The 13,549-nt window shown below is 51.5% G+C and carries 15 protein-coding genes and 1 pseudogene; 4 read left to right on the forward strand and 12 right to left on the reverse strand.

What is annotated here, in order from left to right:
* Positions 1-111: 111 nt before the first annotated feature.
* The 3 genes from OIM03_01610 to OIM03_01620 all read left to right on the forward strand — a co-directional run bounded on the left by OIM03_01610 (position 112) and on the right by OIM03_01620 (position 2,793).
* The gene (locus tag OIM03_01610) at positions 112-810 is read left to right on the forward strand and encodes a helix-turn-helix domain-containing protein (protein ID HJI72976.1); all 699 of its coding nucleotides are present in this window, start codon (positions 112-114) and stop codon (positions 808-810) included.
* Positions 811-839: 29 nt separating this feature from the next.
* Positions 840-1,682 carry an IS3 family transposase gene (locus OIM03_01615; GenBank protein HJI72977.1) on the forward strand — a complete coding sequence of 281 codons (843 nt, stop codon included), beginning with the start codon at positions 840-842 and terminating at the stop codon, positions 1,680-1,682.
* Positions 1,683-2,523: 841 nt separating this feature from the next.
* Entirely contained in the window at positions 2,524-2,793 is a 270-nt protein-coding gene (locus OIM03_01620; GenBank protein HJI72978.1) for a helix-turn-helix domain-containing protein, read from the forward strand.
* Between the two features lie 89 nt (positions 2,794-2,882).
* Here the strand turns inward: OIM03_01620 and hisIE are convergent, their stop codons facing one another.
* From hisIE to OIM03_01665, 9 genes and pseudogenes are all read right to left on the reverse strand, one after another.
* On the reverse strand, positions 2,883-3,560 hold the full coding sequence (gene hisIE, locus OIM03_01625) for a bifunctional phosphoribosyl-AMP cyclohydrolase/phosphoribosyl-ATP diphosphatase HisIE (GenBank protein ID HJI72979.1): 678 nt from the start codon (positions 3,558-3,560) through the stop codon (positions 2,883-2,885).
* An 8-nt stretch (positions 3,561-3,568) separates the two neighbouring features.
* Entirely contained in the window at positions 3,569-4,330 is a 762-nt protein-coding gene (hisF, locus tag OIM03_01630; protein ID HJI72980.1) for an imidazole glycerol phosphate synthase subunit HisF, read from the reverse strand.
* 4 nt (positions 4,331-4,334) lie between these two features.
* Positions 4,335-5,048: a 1-(5-phosphoribosyl)-5-[(5-phosphoribosylamino)methylideneamino]imidazole-4-carboxamide isomerase gene (hisA, locus tag OIM03_01635; protein ID HJI72981.1), complete on the reverse strand. Its 714-nt coding sequence runs from the start codon at positions 5,046-5,048 to the stop codon at positions 4,335-4,337.
* Positions 5,045-5,662 (reverse strand): imidazole glycerol phosphate synthase subunit HisH, encoded by a 618-nt coding sequence (gene hisH, locus OIM03_01640; GenBank protein HJI72982.1) that lies wholly within the window; start codon positions 5,660-5,662, stop codon positions 5,045-5,047. Before hisH ends, hisA begins: the two co-directional genes overlap by 4 nt.
* A pseudogene (gene hisB, locus OIM03_01645) lies at positions 5,659-6,245 on the reverse strand (imidazoleglycerol-phosphate dehydratase HisB). The gene hisH and the pseudogene hisB overlap by 4 nt, the downstream one beginning before the upstream one ends.
* Entirely contained in the window at positions 6,238-7,311 is a 1,074-nt protein-coding gene (gene hisC, locus OIM03_01650) for a histidinol-phosphate transaminase (protein HJI72983.1), read from the reverse strand. The pseudogene hisB and the gene hisC overlap by 8 nt, the downstream one beginning before the upstream one ends.
* Complete coding sequence (gene hisD, locus OIM03_01655; protein ID HJI72984.1) at positions 7,301-8,593, reverse strand: histidinol dehydrogenase; 1,293 nt, start codon at positions 8,591-8,593, stop codon at positions 7,301-7,303. The genes hisC and hisD overlap by 11 nt, the downstream gene beginning before the upstream one ends.
* Positions 8,594-8,598: 5 nt before the next feature.
* Complete coding sequence (hisG, locus tag OIM03_01660; GenBank protein ID HJI72985.1) at positions 8,599-9,222, reverse strand: ATP phosphoribosyltransferase; 624 nt, start codon at positions 9,220-9,222, stop codon at positions 8,599-8,601.
* Complete coding sequence (locus OIM03_01665; GenBank protein ID HJI72986.1) at positions 9,210-10,439, reverse strand: ATP phosphoribosyltransferase regulatory subunit; 1,230 nt, start codon at positions 10,437-10,439, stop codon at positions 9,210-9,212. Before OIM03_01665 ends, hisG begins: the two co-directional genes overlap by 13 nt.
* 102 nt (positions 10,440-10,541) lie before the next feature.
* Here OIM03_01665 and OIM03_01670 point away from each other — a divergent pair, with 102 nt between their 5' ends.
* Positions 10,542-10,664 carry a hypothetical protein gene (locus OIM03_01670; GenBank protein HJI72987.1) on the forward strand — a complete coding sequence of 41 codons (123 nt, stop codon included), beginning with the start codon at positions 10,542-10,544 and terminating at the stop codon, positions 10,662-10,664.
* Positions 10,665-11,357: 693 nt separating this feature from the next.
* On the opposite strand, the gene OIM03_01675 is transcribed toward OIM03_01670, so the two are convergent.
* From OIM03_01675 to OIM03_01685, 3 genes are read right to left on the reverse strand one after another with little or no spacing between them, the layout of a single operon-like run.
* Positions 11,358-12,200, reverse strand: coding sequence for an IS3 family transposase (locus OIM03_01675; protein HJI72988.1), 843 nt, complete (start codon positions 12,198-12,200; stop codon positions 11,358-11,360).
* 29 nt (positions 12,201-12,229) lie between these two features.
* Positions 12,230-12,928 carry a helix-turn-helix domain-containing protein gene (locus OIM03_01680; protein HJI72989.1) on the reverse strand — a complete coding sequence of 233 codons (699 nt, stop codon included), beginning with the start codon at positions 12,926-12,928 and terminating at the stop codon, positions 12,230-12,232.
* 22 nt (positions 12,929-12,950) lie between these two features.
* Positions 12,951-13,091 (reverse strand): hypothetical protein, encoded by a 141-nt coding sequence (locus OIM03_01685; protein ID HJI72990.1) that lies wholly within the window; start codon positions 13,089-13,091, stop codon positions 12,951-12,953.
* Positions 13,092-13,549 lie beyond the last annotated feature (458 nt).

The raw sequence follows: 13,549 nt of genomic DNA on the forward strand, positions 1-13,549 counted from the left end.
GTCGCCTCCGGCGACACCTTGGTATGATTCAACAAGAAAGACAGAATAATATCATAAATATATTAGGAGGTCATTCTTATGCCATGTAAAACCAAAGCGTCCCCGGAGGAAATGTTAGACCAGATTGCTTCATATCTCTATCAGGGTGTTACGATTACCCAGGCAGCTGAAAATCTTCATATGAGCCGCATAACATTCAGGAAATGGGTCCTCCGGTATAAAGAGGAGGGCTTTAAGGGATTGCGGCCCAGGCAGCATTTGTCTTACTACTCCAATCAGATGAAGATCCAGGCCGTAAAGGAATATCTTAAAGGCGGTGTTTCCATGCTTTCCGTCTGTGCCAAATACAGAATTTCCGGCACACTCTCCCTTAAAACATGGATTGAGGCGTATAATGAGCATAAGTTGACAGACCTCGTTTCTGAAGGAGGAGATCTTATGGGCAAACGCCAGCAATCGGTCAAGGAAGAGCGAGTCAGAATCGTTCAGGAGTGCATCGCCAGTGGATGCGATTATAACAAGATAGCCAAGAAGTACAACATGTCCTACCAAACGCTCTACACATGGGTAAAAAAGTTCAAGGAAATGGGCGAAGTTGGTCTTGAGGATTACAGAGGAAAGCCGATCAGGCTCCAAACGCCCCGGACCGAAGAAGAACAGCTGCGTCAGGAGAATGCCAGACTTCTTGAAGAACAGAAGGATCTTATAGCAGAGATTGCCCTGCTAAAAAAAAAGATGGAGATAGAGGAAAGGTTGCGTTCCTCGAAGGATTCAGCCTTACTCACCTTCTCAGAGATTTTAAAGCCATAAAAGAAGTCCATGAAGAAACCAACATCTCCATAGAAAGTCTCTGCCGACTCTCAAAGGTCTCCCGGGCAGCTTATTACGGATGGCTGAATCATATTAAGAGCGGCCGTGAACTGCTGAGAGAAAAGGTCGCACAGGAGGTCATGAAAACCCATCAGGAATATCCGGATATGGGATACCGCCGGATTAACGATTGGATCAAGAAGGATGACAACATCAATATAAATGTAAGCGACAGTCTGGTTCTTCGTATCATGCGGATACTTAATATTAAGTCCGTGATCAAGTACAAGACCGATGGTTGCACTCGTAACGCAAAGGATCCAAAGTACATTTTTGAAAACCTGCTGAACCGTGACTTTGATGCCGGCGTGTCCAATGCAAGATGGATGACGGATGTCACTGAATTCAAGTACACAACTGCTGATGGAGTTTTGCACAAGTTATATTTAAGCGCGATTATTGACGGCCATGATCGCCGGATTGTCTCTTATGTCATCGGCGACAGGAACAATACTGCACTGGCTTTTGAGACAATGGAAAAGGCACTTAAAGAGAATCCTGGAGAACATCCAATGATTCATACCGACCGCGGATTCCAGTATACAAGCAACGGATTCCATAAGATTGTTGAAAAAGCAGGACTGGTTCACAGCATGTCCCGTGTAGGCTGCTGTGCAGACAACGGTCTGATGGAAGGGTTCTGGGGAATGCTGAAGCGCGAACGTTACTACACACGTAAATTCACCAGCCGTAAAGCAGTGGTAAGCATGATCAACGGCTACATCTACTTCTACAACAACAAACGCATTCAGCGCAAATTACATCTTTTAGCTCCAATGGAAGTATTCAACGCAGCTCCAATGGCTGCATGATTAAGATTAAAGTACGATTAGATTTTTTATGATATTTATTTGTCTGTATTAACAAATCCGCACCACCTTCTCCTTTCGGAGCAAGGTCAACACCCTTAAACCAGCCTTCGGCTGAAGGAAAACCTCACAACCTCGCTGCACTCGTGGAAATGCTGTATCCGTTTACACCTTCCCTTCCAGGGCAAGGTTAAGACCGGCCTACGGCCCATTTCCCGAGAAGGAGCGTGTTAGTGGAGCTTAGGGAAACACAGAACTCGCTTTGCTCGTCATTCCTGAGCGTTGACTTTCGAGAATGATAATAGCGGTACATGCTGTAGCGGAAGGTTTTGACCTGCCCCAGCGGGGAAGGCGTCCGGCTTATCTTTTAACTGCTGCCGGAGAAAGGGGTGCAGTATTCATTGGTTTTTATGAAAAGGTTTTACGCGCGAAGCGAGGTTGTGTGGTTTAACCTTGCCTTCCCAGACGGGGAAGGTGGCCGGCCCAATTTCTGATGCCGGACGGATAGGGTTGATTATTCATCGGGCTTTACAAAAAGGTTCCTCGAGCGAAGCGAGGTCGTGTGGTGTTGAATTAAAACCCATACAACCGGACTTCGTCCGAAAACTACATCTCATCCGTCGCCTCCGGCGACACCTTCTCCTTTCGGAGCAAGGTTAACACCCTTAAACCTCGCTTCGCTCGAGAAAATGCTGTTTCCGAGGTCTTCGCCGCTCTAAAAAATCAAAGCTCTGGACGGCGAGGGGAGCGAGTTCTTTTGGCGGGATGGTGGCGATTGAAGGTATAAAAGTAAAATAATATAATAAAGGCAATCAATGCAGCCAGTGAGAAGGAGATGAGGGTCATGCAGGAGAGTAAAAGTTTCATAGCGGTGCCGCCAGGAGCAACTATTAAGGAGCAGATTGATGATCGTGGCATGACTCAGAAGGAATTTGCCAGCCGGATGGACCTGTCGGAAAAGCATGTAAGTAAGCTGATTCATGGTGATGTCCAATTGACAACGGATGTTGCTGAACGTTTGGAGTTAGTGCTCGGTGTACCTGCTAGTTTCTGGAATAATCTGGAAGCGATTTACAAGGAAAAGCTGGAGAAGGTACGCGCTGAAAATCAATGAAGTGAATTTAATAAACGCAGAACATAAAAGAGCTGTGGCGAAATGATGGTACATTTTGTCACAGCTCTTTTTTCTATTTCCTTATTCCCTCAAAATGTCTTATCCAAGTGTCCTACTGTTTTCTTGTTTCCTTTGACTTCGTCTCTTCTTTCCATTTCGGCCATGATGTCGTAGAGGTCTACGCCTGCGTTTTCCCACAGGACGAAGAGGTGGTAGAGGAGGTCGCAGGATTCGGAGGTGATTTCTTCTTTATCTTTGTGCTGGTCGGCGATGATGACTTCGCTGGCTTCTTCTCCGATCTTCTTGTCGATCTTGTCGCTGCCTTCGGCAAGGAGGTAGTTCGTGTAGGATTTGGGCTGGGGATTTTTCTTTCTGTCTTTGATTTCCTCGCTGAGGGCGTGGAGGATGGAAAGGTTCCCTTTTGTTTCTTTATTTTCGAATCCCTCTATGCCGCGGAAGAAGCAGGTGCGGTTTCCTGTGTGGCAGGCGGGGCCTTCGGGGAGGACCTGGGCTACGATGGTGTCTTCGTCGCAGTCAATCAAGAGGCGCTCGATGTGCTGGATGTGGCCGGATTCTTCGCCTTTGTGCCAGAGTTTCTGGCGGCTCCGGCTGTAGAACCAGGTTTCTCTTGTTTCGAGGGTCTTTTGCAGAGATTCTTTATTCATCCATGCCATCATGAGGATTTCGCCGCTTCTTGCGTCCTGGACGATGGCGGAGATGAGGCCTTTTTCGTTGAAGTGTATGTTTTCTGGTTTGACGTTTTCCATGTGTACCTCTATTCTGCCGGGCGGATGGGGATGCCTTCTTTTGCCAGGTATTTTTTCAGATCGGGAATCGGGATTTCTCCGAAGTGGAAGACGGATGCGGCAAGCGCGGCATCGGCTTCTGCTTCGAAGGCTTGCTTGAAGTCTTCCATGGGCCCTGCGCCTCCGGATGCGATGACGGGGATGGTGAGGATTTCTGAGAGTGCTTTCAGGAGCTCGAGGTCATAGCCTTTTTTCTCTCCGTCGGCATCCATGGAGTTCATGCAGATTTCTCCGGCGCCCAGGGCTTCGCCTTTTTTCGCCCATTTGAGGACGTCGATGCCTGTGTTCTTTCTTCCGCCTTCGACGTAGACGTCCCAGCTGCCTTTATCGTTTCTTTTTCCGTCGATGGAAAGGACGACGCACTGACGGCCGAAGCGCTCGGCGGCTTCGGAAATAAGTTCGGGGCGGAGGACAGCGGCGGAGTTCACGGAGACTTTGTCGGCTCCGGCAAGGAGCATTTCGCGGAAGTCTTCTGTCGTCCTCATGCCGCCTCCGACCGTGAAGGGGATGGAAATTTCCCTGGCGATGGCTTTGACGGTCTCGGTGAAGACGGGGCGGTTCTCGTGGGTGGCGGTGATGTCGTAGAAGACGAGTTCATCGGCGCCTGCATCGGAGTAGGCCTTGCCGAGGGCGACGGGGTCGTCGACGTCCCGGAGGTTCTTGAACTGCTTGCCTTTTACGACGCGGCCGTGGTTGACGTCGAGGCAGGGAATGATTCGTTTTGTCAGCATAGTATCACTCCTTCAGTTTCCGGATGTCTTCCATGGTGACGCGCCCTTCGTAGAGGGCTTTGCCGCAGATGGCACCATAAATGCTCATGTCCTGTAATTTCTTCAGATCATCAGGGGAGCTGACGCCGCCGGAGGCGATGAGGGAAATGCCGGGAAGTGCCTGAAGCATCTCGAGCATCTCGAAGTTCGGCCCGGTGAGCATGCCGTCCTTGCTGATGTCTGTGTAAATGATGGTGGAAACGCCGGAGGAAAGGAGCTCTTTGGCAAGCGGCATGACTTTCACGCCGCCGCCTTTTGTCCAGCCGTGGACAGCGGCTTCATCTCCTCTGGCGTCGATGGAGACGGCAATGCGGCCCTTCCAGCGCGCTGCAGCTTTTGTAGCAAAGGACGGGTCTTCGACGGCGCGGCTCCCGATGATGACGCGGAAGACGCCGGCGTCGATTCTTTCTTCGATATCGTCCATAGTGCGGATGCCGCCGCCTGTCTCGACGGGGATGGAGACGGCTTCGCAGATGGAGCGGATGAGGGGCGTATTCACGCCTTTTCCTTTGAAGGCGCCGTCAAGGTCGACGACGTGAAGGAATTCCGCGCCGGCTTCCTCGAAGGAGAGCGCGGTTTCCACGGGGTCTTCCCCGTAGACGGTGACGTCGCTGGCCTCTCCCTGACGGAGGCGGACGCAGCGGCCGTTCTTGATGTCTATGGCAGGAAATACGATCATAACTTGAACCACTCCAGTATGTTTCGTAACAACAGGGCCCCGATGGCTCCGGATTTCTCCGGATGGAACTGGAGGCCGATGACGTTTCCTTCTCCGACGATCGCGGGGATGGGGACGCCGTAGTCAGCCGTCGCTATGACTTCTTCGGTGTCTGCGGGGACTTTATAGTAAGAATGAACGAAGTAGACGTAGGGATGAGCGGGAAGGCCTCTGGAAATCCAGTGGTCCTTGGCAAATACGAGCTCATTCCATCCCATGTGGGGGACTTTGCGTCCCGGCACAGCGGGAATTTCTTCGATGTGGCCTGAAAGGAAACCGAGTCCTTCGACGTGGCCGCCTTCGGTGGAGTAGTCGTAGAGGGCCTGCATGCCAAGGCAGATGCCGGCCAGCTTTGTGCCTTTTTCGACCGATTCCCGGATGGCTTCGGAAAGGCCGCTTTCCGTGAGGCGGTTCATGGCGTCTCCCATGGCGCCCACGCCCGGAAGGATGAGGGCATCCGCGTCTGCAATGACCAGGGGGTCGGAGGAAACGATGCCTTCGCTCCCGGCTCTTTTCAAAGCGTGGTAGACATTCGCAATATTTCCTGCGCCGTAATCGATGATGACGATTTTCATACGAGGACTCCTTTCGTGGAAAGGACGCTCTTATCCTTTCTGAAGGATACGGCTTCACCAAGGGCATGACCCCGAAGCCTTTGAAGAGGGATTCGACGATGTGGTGGCCGTTCACTCCGTAGAGGCAGGCGATGTGGAGCGTCATGCCGCTGTTCGAAGCAAGGGCGAGGAAGAATTCGCGGACCATTTCTGTCTCGAAGGTCCCGATCCTTTCGACGGGGATATCGACATCGAAGACGAGGTACGGCCGTCCGGAAAGGTCGAGGACGATGCGGGAGAGGGCTTCATCCATGGGGCAGAAGAAGGTGCCGTAGCGGGTGATGCCGCTCTTGTCTCCCAGGGCTTTGGCAATCGCCTGCCCGAGGCATATCCCGATATCTTCGACGGTGTGGTGGTTGTCGACTTCAAGGTCGCCTTTGGCAGAGAGCTTCAGGTCGAAGCCGCCGTGCGCAGCAAAGAGCGTCAGCATATGGTCGAAGAAACCAATGCCCGATGTGCCTTCGAAGGTTCCTTTTCCACCGAGGCATATGGACAGACGTATGTCCGTTTCCTTCGTCGTCCTTGTGATGGAGGCTTCACGCATTAGGAATCACCTCCCGGATGACGGAGAGGATCCTTTCGTCGACGTCCTTAGTGGTGACAGTGATGCGGAAGAAGGAGGCCATCTCAGGGCTCTTGTACTTCTTGACGAGGATGTCTGCTTTCCGAAGCGCTTCGAAGAGCGCGGGTGCATACGTTCCTGCGTCCATGAGGAAGAAATTCGTGGAAGAGGGGTATACGCGGATGCCCTTGACGGAAGAGAGCTCGGAAAGGAAGCGGTCTCTTTCTGCAATGATGCCGTCCCTGACTTTGAAAATTTCATCCCTGTGCTTCAAAGCGATGGCGCCGAAGGCCTGAGTGAAGACGTTCAGGTTGTACGGGCTCTTCACTTTGGAAACAGCATCGATCATGTCGCTGTCCGCCACCATGTAGCCGCAGCGCATGCCGGCGAGCCCGAAGGCTTTCGAAAGGGTGCGGATGACCATGACGTTCGGATATTTCTTGATGAGGGAAATGGCACTTTCTGCCTGGGCGAATTCCATGTATGCTTCGTCGACGAGGACCGGGTTCTTCGAAAGGGAAACGATCCTTTCAATTTCAGAAAGAGGCGCGAGCTCGCCTGTCGGATTGTTCGGATTGCAGAGGACGGTGAGCTTCGGCTGGTATTTCTCGACGGCTTTGGCAATCCCGTCCCAGTCGCGTTTGAAACCAGGAAGATCGGGAACGGAGATGGTCTTTGCTCCGATGACGGCAGCCTCGGTCTCGTACATGTCGAAGGTCGGCGCATGCGTCAGGAGGATGTCCTCGGGATCGAGGAATGTATTAATAATGTAAGTGATGACTTCATCGCCTCCGTTTCCTGCCAGGATCCAGGAGGGATCGACGGAAAGGTAATCCGCGATGGCTTCGCGCAGTGTGTCTGCCATCGGCGCCGGATAGATCTGCGGCTTCAGATTGGCAAGGGCCTCTTCGGCATCCTTCATGACGGAAGGAAGGGAGAGGATATTGAAGTAGCTTTCGTTGGCGTTGATGACGGTCTTTTCATGGATGGGAGCGACAGCGTAAGGAGCGAAGTTTTTCAGTGTTTTTCTAAGCCAGTTATTGTTCATTGTATCGTACCTCCACGGCAGCTGCGTGAGCGTCGAGCCCTTCGGCGAGCGCCAGCTTCATGACTTTCGGAGCGACAGCGCGGAAGGCTTCCTTATTATAGATTTCCACGCTGCTGTGCTTCATGAAATCGTACACGCCCAATGGGGAAGAGAAGGCGGCCGTCCCGGACGTGGGGAGGGTGTGATTGGGGCCTGCCATGTAGTCGCCAAGGGGTTCGGATGTCCATTTCCCAAGGAAGATGGCGCCTGCATTGACGACAAGGGGCAGGTACTTCTCCGGATCGGGAAGCTCGATTTCCAAATGCTCGGGAGCGATCTTGTTCACGATATCGAAGCATTCTTCCGGTGTCTTGCAGAGGAAGGCTTTCGCATAGTCGCCGATCGAGCTTTCGATGATGTCCTTGCGGTTTCTTTCCTTCGTCTGGCGGGTCATGGCTTCCTCGACCTTTTTGCCGAAATCAGCATCGGGCGTGATGAGGAAGACAGCCGCGCGGCGGTCGTGCTCTGCCTGGGAGAGAAGGTCGGCAGCGATCCATTCCGGATTTGCGCTGCCGTCAGCGACGCAGCAGACTTCAGAGGGGCCTGCAATCATGTCGATGCCGACGGTGCCAAAGACGAGGCGCTTCGCCATAGCGACGAACGCATTGCCCGGGCCTGCGATCTTGAAGACTGGTTCGACGGTCTCGGTGCCGTACGCCAGCATCGCGATGCCCTGCGCGCCGCCGACTTTGTAGATTTCCTTCACGCCGGAAACGTAGGCAGCGGCGAGGATGTTCGGATTGACTTTTCCATCCTTCCCGGGAGGCGTCGTCATGACGACAGAGGGGCAGCCGGCCACGAAGGCGGGAACGGTATCCATGAGGACGGTCGACGGATAGGCCGCGAGGCCTCCCGGCACGTAGACGCCGACTCTCTGGATCGGTTCGTACTGCTCGCCCAGACGGACGCCGGGGCGGAATTCCTTGATCCAGGATTCCTTCTTCTGTTCTTTATGGAATGCGGCGATATTGTCACGCGCTTCCTTCAGGACGTCCAGCATCCCAGGCTCGATCAGGGTCAGCGCTTCTTCGATTTCCTCTTCCGTCACGCGGAAGTCAGAAAGGGTGACACCGTCGAATTTCTCTGTCAGGGCGCGCACGGCCGCATCGCCGTTTTCACGCACGTCCTTCAAAATGGCGGAAACGGATGCTTCCACCTCAGCTGATAAATTGACACTGCGCTCGGTCAGGCGGCGTACGTCGCGGAGGGAGAGGCCTTCCTCCGGCACGGTAATCCATTTCATATCGGTCATCCTTTCTTTTCTATGCTGCTGATGAGTTTCTTCAGCTCATCCTGTTTCATCTTGTACGATACTTTATTGCAAATGAGGCGGGCCGAGAGGTCCATGAAGAAATCGTAGGCTTCCAGCCCGTTTTCCTTCAGCGTCGTTCCCGTCTCCACGATATCCACGATCACGTCCGAGAGGCCCACAAGCGGCGCCAGCTCGACGGATCCGTTCAGCTTGATAATGTCCACGCTCTTGTGCCTGCTTTCGAAATAGGCACGGGCGATGCGAGGGTACTTCGATGCCGCGGTGATCATCCTTTTTTCGAGGACGTTCTGGCGGCCCTTGATGCCTGCGACGGCCATCCGGCACTTTGCAATGCCAAGGTCGAGGAGTACGTACGTGTCGCCGGCCCCGTCTTCTTCGATGACATCGCTTCCGACGACCCCGGCATCCGCCGCGCCGCGCTCGACATAGACCACGACGTCCGGAGATTTCACGAGTGTCACCTTCAGCATCCCTGTCTCATCCGTGAAGATGAGCTTCCGGCTGTCATCGTCGTACGTGGGGAAATTAAAACCCGCGGCGGCGAGATTCTTCATGACCGTCTTTGCGATACGGCCCTTTGCGAGAGCTATGTGCAGCATGATTTCATCGCCTCCAGTTTCTTTTCCATTTCATCCGGCGAGAGGATTTCCCCGCCCGTTTCATACGACCCGTCCCGGTACACGGCCATGGCGGCGTAATCGGAAGGGTCGACGGTATTTCCAAGACGGTATCCCATCACGCGGTACCCTTTCTTCCTCCAGCGAGTGAGGTCGGCGGCGAGGTCCTTCGAGAAGCGGTCGTAGGAAACCGCCAGCTGGAAGGAAGGCCCTTCCTCATCGAGAAGCCCAGAGTCCGTCATGTACTCGTAGAGGAGATTCATATTCATCCCGAAGCCGCAGGCCGGACGCGCCGGGCCGAACTGCTCGGAAAGCTTGTCATAACGCCCGCCGCTCACGAGCGAATAGAGCGCATCGTCGACATAAATGCGGAAGACGAGGTCCGAATAATATCCCATGTGCGAGGCGAAACCGAAGTCCAGATGCGCGAGCTTCTCATATCCCGCGCTGGCCAGGTACTCATACACCCGGCTGATCCGGTCGAGCGCCTGATCCATCTGCCCGTTCAGACAGAGCGAACGCGCCCGCGACATCGTCGGCCCGTACGGCCCGAAAAGCGAAGGCAGCTCCAGAAGCGCCGTGCGCCGCTTGCCCGAAAGGGGAAGGGACTCCGCGATTTCCCGGAAGGTTACCAGATTTCTCTTCTCCATACACGAACGAAGCTCATCCGCCTGCCGCTCTGAAAGCTCCAGCGCCTCGAAAAGCGCATCCATGTAGGCCACCGTGCCAAGGTCGATCCGCATGCTTTCGATGCCCACCGACTCCAGGAACTCTGCCGCCGTGACAATCACTTCCCCGTCACACTCCGGCGTAGGATCCCCCAGCACCTCGACACCCGCCTGCAGGAAATCCCTGCCATGCGACGTCATGCCGTAATAATTGCGAAACACCGTCGTCACATATCCGTACTTCAGAAGCTCTGACCCGTCCGGAAATTCGATTGCCGCCGCCTTCACCAGAGGAAGCGTCACATCTGGCCGAAGCACCAGCACCGATCCGTCCGAATCGATCGTCTTGATCATCTCCTTGCGCAGCGATGGAAAATACGTCCCGTAAGAGTCATAATCCTCAAAACTTGGCGTCTGCACAATCTTGCAACCATGAGACAGCATCACCGAAATCACCCGATCCTGGATCCGCCCGTAACTCTGCATCTCCTCCTCATGGATCATCTTCATCTCATCCAGCGTCTTATTCATCGAAACACCGCCTCACTACAACAATTTAACGCGTTTATTATTTAATGTAGTTATACTTTACCACGGTAAAGATAAGAAGCAAAGAGCAGGATTAGTAAAAAGATGGTAAAAGGAGAAAGCTTATATAAAGGAAAGGAAAGGGAAATGGATAAAAGGGAAAAATTGATGAAAGGAGGCTTCGCCTTTTTAGAAACTGCACCCCTATCGGTCCTTACAATGCATTGATTTAATCATGGGGCCATTACCGGACCTGTTGACTGGCATCAGGACCACTTCCCCCGTGGGGGCAGCTCGGCGATGTGAAACAAAAGGAATCAGTTCTTATTTGTTTTGAACTTATATAGCTTTGCCTTGAAGGAAATGATTAAAACCGGACGACGCTGCGCTTGAAAAAACAGAAAGCGCTCCGCGGAAAACAAGCAAGACTTTAAAAAACAGAATGCATTTGGAAAACAGAAAAGCATTTTGGAAAATAAAAAACGGCTAGGAAAACATACTGCTATTTTATTTTCCTTATATAAGGAAAGAAAAGAATGATCACTGCGCATTGCAGGGGGGAAGGGAGAAAACAAAACAACCAAGGCTGAAGCCTTGAGGAAAATCAGAACCATACGACCTCGCTAACGCTCGTCGGAACTGTACCTCCTCAGTCGACTCCGTCGCCAGCTCCCCCGTGGGGAAGCCTTTCGGGTGCGCCGCTTACCGCTGTTGCTAACTGCGATGTACTGAGTCCTGACTTTCAGACCGTGGGCGACGGATGAGTTGCATTTCCTCAAGGCGTGAGCCTTGGTTGGCATGTTTTTTCAGCCGAAGGCTGGTTTAAGGGTGTTGACCTTGCTCCGGAAGGAGAAGGTGGTGCGGATTTGTTAATACAGACAAATAAATATCATAAAAAATCTAATCGTACTTTAATCTTAATCATGCAGCCATTGGAGCTGCGTTGAATACTTCCATTGGAGCTAAAAGATGTAATTTGCGCTGAATGCGTTTGTTGTTGTAGAAGTAGATGTAGCCGTTGATCATGCTTACCACTGCTTTACGGCTGGTGAATTTACGTGTGTAGTAACGTTCGCGCTTCAGCATTCCCCAGAACCCTTCCATCAGACCGTTGTCTGCACAGCAGCCTACACGGGACATGCTGTGAACCAGTCCTGCTTTTTCAACAATCTTATGGAATCCGTTGCTTGTATACTGGAATCCGCGGTCGGTATGAATCATTGGATGTTCTCCAGGATTCTCTTTAAGTGCCTTTTCCATTGTCTCAAAAGCCAGTGCAGTATTGTTCCTGTCGCCGATGACATAAGAGACAATCCGGCGATCATGGCCGTCAATAATCGCGCTTAAATATAACTTGTGCAAAACTCCATCAGCAGTTGTGTACTTGAATTCAGTGACATCCGTCATCCATCTTGCATTGGACACGCCGGCATCAAAGTCACGGTTCAGCAGGTTTTCAAAAATGTACTTTGGATCCTTTGCGTTACGAGTGCAACCATCGGTCTTGTACTTGATCACGGACTTAATATTAAGTATCCGCATGATACGAAGAACCAGACTGTCGCTTACATTTATATTGATGTTGTCATCCTTCTTGATCCAATCGTTAATCCGGCGGTATCCCATATCCGGATATTCCTGATGGGTTTTCATGACCTCCTGTGCGACCTTTTCTCTCAGCAGTTCACGGCCGCTCTTAATATGATTCAGCCATCCGTAATAAGCTGCCCGGGAGACCTTTGAGAGTCGGCAGAGACTTTCTATGGAGATGTTGGTTTCTTCATGGACTTCTTTTATGGCTTTAAAATCTCTGAGAAGGTGAGTAAGGCTGAATCCTTCGAGGAACGCAACCTTTCCTCTATCTCCATCTTTTTTTTTAGCAGGGCAATCTCTGCTATAAGATCCTTCTGTTCTTCAAGAAGTCTGGCATTCTCCTGACGCAGCTGTTCTTCTTCGGTCCGGGGCGTTTGGAGCCTGATCGGCTTTCCTCTGTAATCCTCAAGACCAACTTCGCCCATTTCCTTGAACTTTTTTACCCATGTGTAGAGCGTTTGGTAGGACATGTTGTACTTCTTGGCTATCTTGTTATAATCGCATCCACTGGCGATGCACTCCTGAACGATTCTGACTCGCTCTTCCTTGACCGATTGCTGGCGTTTGCCCATAAGATCTCCTCCTTCAGAAACGAGGTCTGTCAACTTATGCTCATTATACGCCTCAATCCATGTTTTAAGGGAGAGTGTGCCGGAAATTCTGTATTTGGCACAGACGGAAAGCATGGAAACACCGCCTTTAAGATATTCCTTTACGGCCTGGATCTTCATCTGATTGGAGTAGTAAGACAAATGCTGCCTGGGCCGCAATCCCTTAAAGCCCTCCTCTTTATACCGGAGGACCCATTTCCTGAATGTTATGCGGCTCATATGAAGATTTTCAGCTGCCTGGGTAATCGTAACACCCTGATAGAGATATGAAGCAATCTGGTCTAACATTTCCTCCGGGGACGCTTTGGTTTTACATGGCATAAGAATGACCTCCTAATATATTTATGATATTATTCTGTCTTTCTTGTTGAATCATACCAAAGGTGGCGCCGGAGGCGACGGATGAGATGTAGTTCTCGAGCGAAGCGAGGTTGTTTTGTTTTTCTATCATCCCATTTTCCAGGCGGTAAAGGTTTTCTTCTTTTCAGAATGGCTTTTTATTTTCTTGTTTCCCTTTATATATCCCCTTCATTTTTCAGCATGACGCAGCCTTTCCATTTCCTTCCTGCTCTTCCAAAACTCAGTCTCCATCGTACTTCCCAGTCTCCTAATCCTCAGAACATCGATTCCATCTGAAAAGTTTTTGGAAAAGTTTCAAAAAAGCCGTTGACACCGCTGTCCTTAGGTGGTATTATCATACACGTCGCTGATGCAGCGGCCCCGCTGAAAAGCCTGATTCAAATCTTATCTGAAAATAAGTACTTGCAATCATCGCTTCAGTGTGGTATACTACTAAAGTCGCTTGAAGAGCGATGATTCTTTGAAAACTAAACAGTACAGCGAACGAATAAACCGATGTGCGAGGTAGAAATACCGAGCAATTATTTGAGCAAGTAAGGCAATAAAGAG

The sequence above is a fragment of the Veillonellaceae bacterium genome, assembly GCA_025992895.1.
In the GTDB taxonomy this organism is placed as follows: Bacteria; Bacillota; Negativicutes; order Veillonellales; family Dialisteraceae; genus Dialister.

What these genes read in the sequence shown, in the direction of transcription:
- hisF (HJI72980.1), bottom strand. Translation starts at nt 4,330, where the DNA reads ATGCTGACAAAACGAATCATTCCCTGCCTCGACGTCAACCACGGCCGC.
- OIM03_01610 (HJI72976.1), top strand. Translation starts at nt 112, where the DNA reads ATGTTAGACCAGATTGCTTCATATCTCTATCAGGGTGTTACGATTACC.
- OIM03_01620 (HJI72978.1), top strand. Translation starts at nt 2,524, where the DNA reads ATGCAGGAGAGTAAAAGTTTCATAGCGGTGCCGCCAGGAGCAACTATT.
- hisG (HJI72985.1), bottom strand. Translation starts at nt 9,222, where the DNA reads ATGCTGCACATAGCTCTCGCAAAGGGCCGTATCGCAAAGACGGTCATG.
- hisD (HJI72984.1), bottom strand. Translation starts at nt 8,593, where the DNA reads ATGAAATGGATTACCGTGCCGGAGGAAGGCCTCTCCCTCCGCGACGTA.
- hisC (HJI72983.1), bottom strand. Translation starts at nt 7,311, where the DNA reads ATGAACAATAACTGGCTTAGAAAAACACTGAAAAACTTCGCTCCTTAC.
- OIM03_01670 (HJI72987.1), top strand. Translation starts at nt 10,542, where the DNA reads ATGGTAAAAGGAGAAAGCTTATATAAAGGAAAGGAAAGGGAAATGGAT.
- OIM03_01665 (HJI72986.1), bottom strand. Translation starts at nt 10,439, where the DNA reads ATGAATAAGACGCTGGATGAGATGAAGATGATCCATGAGGAGGAGATG.
- hisH (HJI72982.1), bottom strand. Translation starts at nt 5,662, where the DNA reads ATGAAAATCGTCATCATCGATTACGGCGCAGGAAATATTGCGAATGTC.
- hisA (HJI72981.1), bottom strand. Translation starts at nt 5,048, where the DNA reads ATGATCGTATTTCCTGCCATAGACATCAAGAACGGCCGCTGCGTCCGC.
- OIM03_01680 (HJI72989.1), bottom strand. Translation starts at nt 12,928, where the DNA reads ATGTTAGACCAGATTGCTTCATATCTCTATCAGGGTGTTACGATTACC.
- OIM03_01685 (HJI72990.1), bottom strand. Translation starts at nt 13,091, where the DNA reads ATGATAGAAAAACAAAACAACCTCGCTTCGCTCGAGAACTACATCTCA.
- hisIE (HJI72979.1), bottom strand. Translation starts at nt 3,560, where the DNA reads ATGGAAAACGTCAAACCAGAAAACATACACTTCAACGAAAAAGGCCTC.